Below are 4,390 nucleotides of genomic sequence, written 5' to 3'. Positions count from 1 at the left end.
CGAGCTCCACGGCGATCTCCAGCAGCGGGTTCTTGCCCGTCACCTCGAAGACCTCGTCGGCCACGCGCTTGATGACCTTGGCGCGCGGGTCGTAGGACTTGTAGACGCGGTGACCGAAGCCCATCAGCTTCTTCTCACCCTCACCCGACTTCACCGCCTTGATGAAGTCCGGCACCTTCGACACGTGGCCGATCTCGCGCAGCATGCGCAGCACGGCCTCGTTGGCGCCGCCGTGCAGCGGGCCGTAGAGCGCCGCGATGCCCGCCGTCACCGCCGAGTAGGGATCCACCTCGGAGGAGCCCACCGTGCGCACCGACGTCGTCGAGCAGTTCTGCTCGTGGTCGGCGTGAAGGATGAAGAGGATGTCCAGGGCGCGCTCGAGCGTCGGGTGCACCTTGTACGTCATGGTGCCGACCTTCTTGAGCATGGCCAGGAAGTTGCCCACGTAGGACAGCTCGTTGTCCGGGTAGACGTACGGCAGGCCCATGCTGTGGCGGAACGAGAAGGCCGCGATCGTCGGCATCTTGGCGATGAGCCGGGTGATCTGGATGCTGCGGCTGCGCTCGTCCTTGACGTTCTTGGCGTCCGGGTAGAAGCCCGAGAGCGCCGCCACCGTCGAGGCCAGCATGGACATGGGGTGCGCGTCGTAGCGGAACCCGTCCATGAAGCTCTTGATGTTCTCGTGCACGTACGTGTGGTGCGTGACGAGGTAGGTGAACTCCTCGAGCTGCTTGGGCGTGGGCAGCTCGCCGTTGAGCAGCAGGTAGGCCACCTCGAGGTACGACGACTTCTCCGCGAGCTGCTCGATGGGGTAGCCCCGGTACTCGAGGATGCCCTTGTCACCGTCGATGAAGGTGATGGCGCTCTTGGTGTTGGCCGTGTTCAGGAACGCCGGGTCGTAACCCATCAGGCCGAAGTCTTCCTCCGAGACCTTGATCTGCCGGAGGTTGTTGGTGCGAATGCACCCGTTCTCGATCGGGACCTCGTACGTCTTCCCGGTCCGGTTGTCCGTGATCGTCAGCGTGTCCTTAGGCATGGGCGGGACTTTTCACAGGCGGCAGAGCGCTTTCAACAAAAAAGAACGGCACCCGGGGAGGCCGCGTTTCCCCCTGGGCAACGCCCGTTTCAAGTCAGGCGGACCCCTGTGCGTTCCAACTGCTTCCAGAAGCCAGGAAAGCTCTTCTCCACGCACTCGGGTCCGGTCAGGGTGAGGGGCACACCAGATAGAACAGAAAGGGTAGCCGCGACCATCGCCTGGCGGTGATCTCCCCGACTGTCCATCGAGAAGTGGCGTGGATGGGAGGTAGGAGGGTGGATTGTGAGGGTCTCGCCTTCCAGTGTGGCGGTACCTCCGAAGGTGGCCACCAGGGTCCGGATGCCCTCCAGGCGATCGCTCTCCTTGAGACGCAGGATGCCCACGTCGGTGAGCGTGGAGGGGCGGGGCAGCACGCACGCGAGTGCCGCCAGGGTGGGCAGCAGGTCCGGGCACTCCTTGCCCGAGGCCACCAGCCCGTCCTTCGCCGTGCCCGTCATCCGCAGGGTGTTGTCCGGGCCGGGGGTCGTGGTGAGCCCGGCGCGCTCCACCAGCCGCACCAGCGCCTGGTCGGGGTGCGCGCTGGACAGGTCCGCGCGCTCCACGCTGCCTCCCGTACGCCAGGCGATGAGCAGGAGGTAGCCCAGGGAGGACCAGTCGCCCGGCAGGGACGGAGTTTTGTCGGGCGCACGATAGTCCGTCACCTCCAGACGGCCCTCGGACTCCCGCACGGTGAAGCCGAAGCGGCGCAGCCAGGAGACGGTGAGCTCCAGGTAGCCCGCGCTCGTCAGCGTCCCGAGGATCTCCACCCGCCAGGGACGGCGCTCGCGCAGGTACAGCGCCGCGCAGCCGAGCAGCAGGCTGGAGGCGTACTGGCTGCTCTGCTCGCCCGGGACGCGGAAGACGGGCTCGCCCGTGATGCTCGTCGGGGCGCGGAGTTCCACCGGCCAGGGCTTGCCCTCGGTGAGCACGAGCCCCGAGGGGCCGAGGGTCTCGCGCAGGGACTGGAAGAGGGGGCCGTGGGGCCGCTCGCCGAGCCGGGGCGTGCCCGTGAGGCGCAGGTTCGCCCCGGGTGTCACCGCGGACTGGGTGACGAGGATGCGGAAGGGGGCTCCGCCATCCGCGCAGTCCACGTCGCGCACGGGGCCCGGAGGCAGGCGCAGGGCCTCGATGCCCCGGCGCAGCACGTGGACGTCCGCGGCCAGGTAGTGCTCGGGCTCCTGCTGGAGCATGGGCAGGGGCCAGGAGCCGGTGAGGTGGGCCAGCACCAGCGCCCGCTGCGCGTCCGACTTGGAGATGGGCGGCGTGAGGACGGACGGCGTGAGGTGACTCGGATCGACATGGAGCTGCGTCATGGGCGTTCCCCTCGGGTCCAGACTGGCCACAGCTCGCGCCACACGTCGGCGGAGACGTCGCGCACCACGGCGCTCCCCAGCTCGGTGAGCAGCACCATGCGCAGCTCGCCGGCACTGCCCGCCTTCTTGTCCGCGGACAGCAGCGCCGTCACGTCCTTCAGCGTCGCGCGCTTGAGCAGGTCCATCGTTCGCTCGCGGCCGAGCACTCCCGGGCCCTGGTGCAGCGCGTCCTCCACCTTCCAGGCCACGTCCTCGGGGGTGACGCCCAGGGCGCGGCCCACGTCGAGCGCGCACAGCATGCCCAGGCCCACCGCGTCCCCGTGCGACAGCTTGAAGCGCGACACGCTCTCCAGCACGTGGCCGAAGGTGTGGCCGAAGTTGAGCACCCGCCTCAGGCCCTGGTGCTCGTAGGGGTCCTTCGCGCAGACGGACTCCTTGAGGCGGCGCGCGTCCTTCACCATCCGCTCCAGCGAGGGCTCCCGGCGCACGTAGGCGCGGAACAGCTCCGCGTCGAGGCTGGCCACCATCTTCCAGGCCTCGAGCGCGCCCTCGCGCCGCTGCGTGTCCGAGAGGGTCTCGTAGAGCTCGGGGCAGAGCCACGCCTCCTCGGCGTAGTGGAAGACGCCCACCGGGTTCTTCACCACGCGCCCGCGCACGGTGATGTCCACCGCGCCCTTGCCTCCCAGGCTGCTGTCCACCGCCGCCAGCAGTGTGGTGGGCACCTGGATGAGCCGCACGCCGCGCTTGAGCAGGTGCGCCGCCACGGTGGACACGTCGCCGATGGTGCCTCCGCCGATGGCCACCAGTGTGCCCGAGCGCGGCATCGCGAGGCCCGCGGCCACCACCTGCTCCAGGGCCTCGAAGGTCTTCGCGACCTCGCCGCCGGTGAGCTGGACGATGGCGCGGGGGCGGCGGGCCTGGAGGGTCGGAAGGAGGGTGGGGTGCAGACGCGCCACGCGGCGATCCACGACGGCGAGGCTGCCCTCGGGGAGGCTCGCGCACAGGCGCTTGAAGGAGCCCCACTTGTCGGTGGCGGGACGGTAGGCGCCGGGAGGAAGGGAAGTCGTCATGCGGAGTGGGGCCGGGCGTTCAGTTGCAGGACGAGATCGGCCAGGACGAGGGAGACCATGGCCTCCAGGACCGGGACGGCGCGGGGCATGATGCAGGGGTCATGTCGCCCGCCTTTCGCGTGCTCCGCGAGCGTGGCCGGAGGCTTGAAGTAGACGCGCAGGCCCACGGGCTCGCCATTGGCCAGACCACCCTGGATGCCGCCGTAGGTGTCCTTCTGGGAGTGGAAGACCTTGCCGGGCAGCTCGATGCGCGAGAGCAGATCCGGCGGGCCCCAGACGACCCCGGTGACGGCGCCCACGCTGCCCAGCGCCTGCGCGAGCAGCGCCTTCATCTTGCCGAAGATGGGCTCGCCGAGGCCCACGGGCACGCCCTCGACGCGGATGTCGATGCAGCCGCCCAGGCTGTCTCCGGCCTCCTTGGCGGCGAGGATGCGTCGGGACATCTCCTCGCGGGCCGCCGGATCCGGGCAGCGCGTGGGGTGGGCATCCACCATGGCGCGCGTGAGGCCGGGCTCGGGCACCACGGAGGGGAGGTTGCCCACCTGCGACACCCAGGCGACGGTGCTCAACTGGGGGAAGGCCTGGGCGAGGTAGGCCTCGGCCACGGCGCCGCCGATGACCCGGCAGAGCGTCTCGCGACCGCTGGTGCGCCCACCGCCCCGGTGGTCCCGGTGCTTGAAGCGCTCGCGCCAGACGGCGTCGGCGTGACCCGGACGGTCCTCGGTCTTGAGCTTCTCGTAGTCCCCGGAGCGCTGGTTGGTGTTGCGCACGATGGCCGCGATGGGCGTGCCGAGCGTCTTGTCCTCGAAGACGCCGGAGAGGATCTCCACCTGATCGGCCTCGGCGCGGGCGGTGGTGATCGCGGACTGACCGGGGCGGCGGCGGTCGAGCGCGACCTGAATCCGCTCGCGCTCGAGCGGGATGCCGGCGGG

The 4,390-nt window shown here is 69.9% G+C and carries 4 protein-coding genes; all 4 read right to left on the bottom strand.

Features of this window, described 5'->3' with window-relative positions; all coding sequences use genetic code 11:
* A partial coding sequence (locus VF794_RS31755) for a citrate/2-methylcitrate synthase (protein ID WP_331116864.1) occupies positions 1-1,036 on the bottom strand: 1,036 nt, incomplete at its 3' end.
* An 89-nt stretch (positions 1,037-1,125) separates the two neighbouring features.
* Positions 1,126-2,388 carry a 3-phosphoshikimate 1-carboxyvinyltransferase gene (locus VF794_RS31750; protein ID WP_331116863.1) on the bottom strand — a complete coding sequence of 421 codons (1,263 nt, stop codon included), beginning with the start codon at positions 2,386-2,388 and terminating at the stop codon, positions 1,126-1,128.
* Complete coding sequence (locus tag VF794_RS31745; RefSeq protein WP_331116862.1) at positions 2,385-3,458, bottom strand: 3-dehydroquinate synthase family protein; 1,074 nt, start codon at positions 3,456-3,458, stop codon at positions 2,385-2,387. The genes VF794_RS31750 and VF794_RS31745 overlap by 4 nt, the downstream gene beginning before the upstream one ends.
* Positions 3,455-4,390: chorismate synthase (gene aroC / locus VF794_RS31740; RefSeq protein ID WP_331116861.1), on the bottom strand; the 936-nt coding region annotated here is incomplete at its 5' end. The genes aroC and VF794_RS31745, both read right to left, overlap by 4 nt.

This window comes from Archangium sp. (assembly GCF_036389735.1).
Lineage (GTDB): Bacteria > Myxococcota > Myxococcia > Myxococcales > Myxococcaceae > Archangium.
The sequence above is the reverse complement of the archived record's forward strand: the minus strand, read 5'-3'. Positions and strand labels throughout refer to the sequence as shown.

Coding starts and splice junctions, on each gene's coding strand:
- VF794_RS31745 (WP_331116862.1), bottom strand. CDS start 3,458: ATGACGACTTCCCTTCCTCCCGGCGCCTACCGTCCCGCCACCGACAAG.
- VF794_RS31750 (WP_331116863.1), bottom strand. CDS start 2,388: ATGACGCAGCTCCATGTCGATCCGAGTCACCTCACGCCGTCCGTCCTC.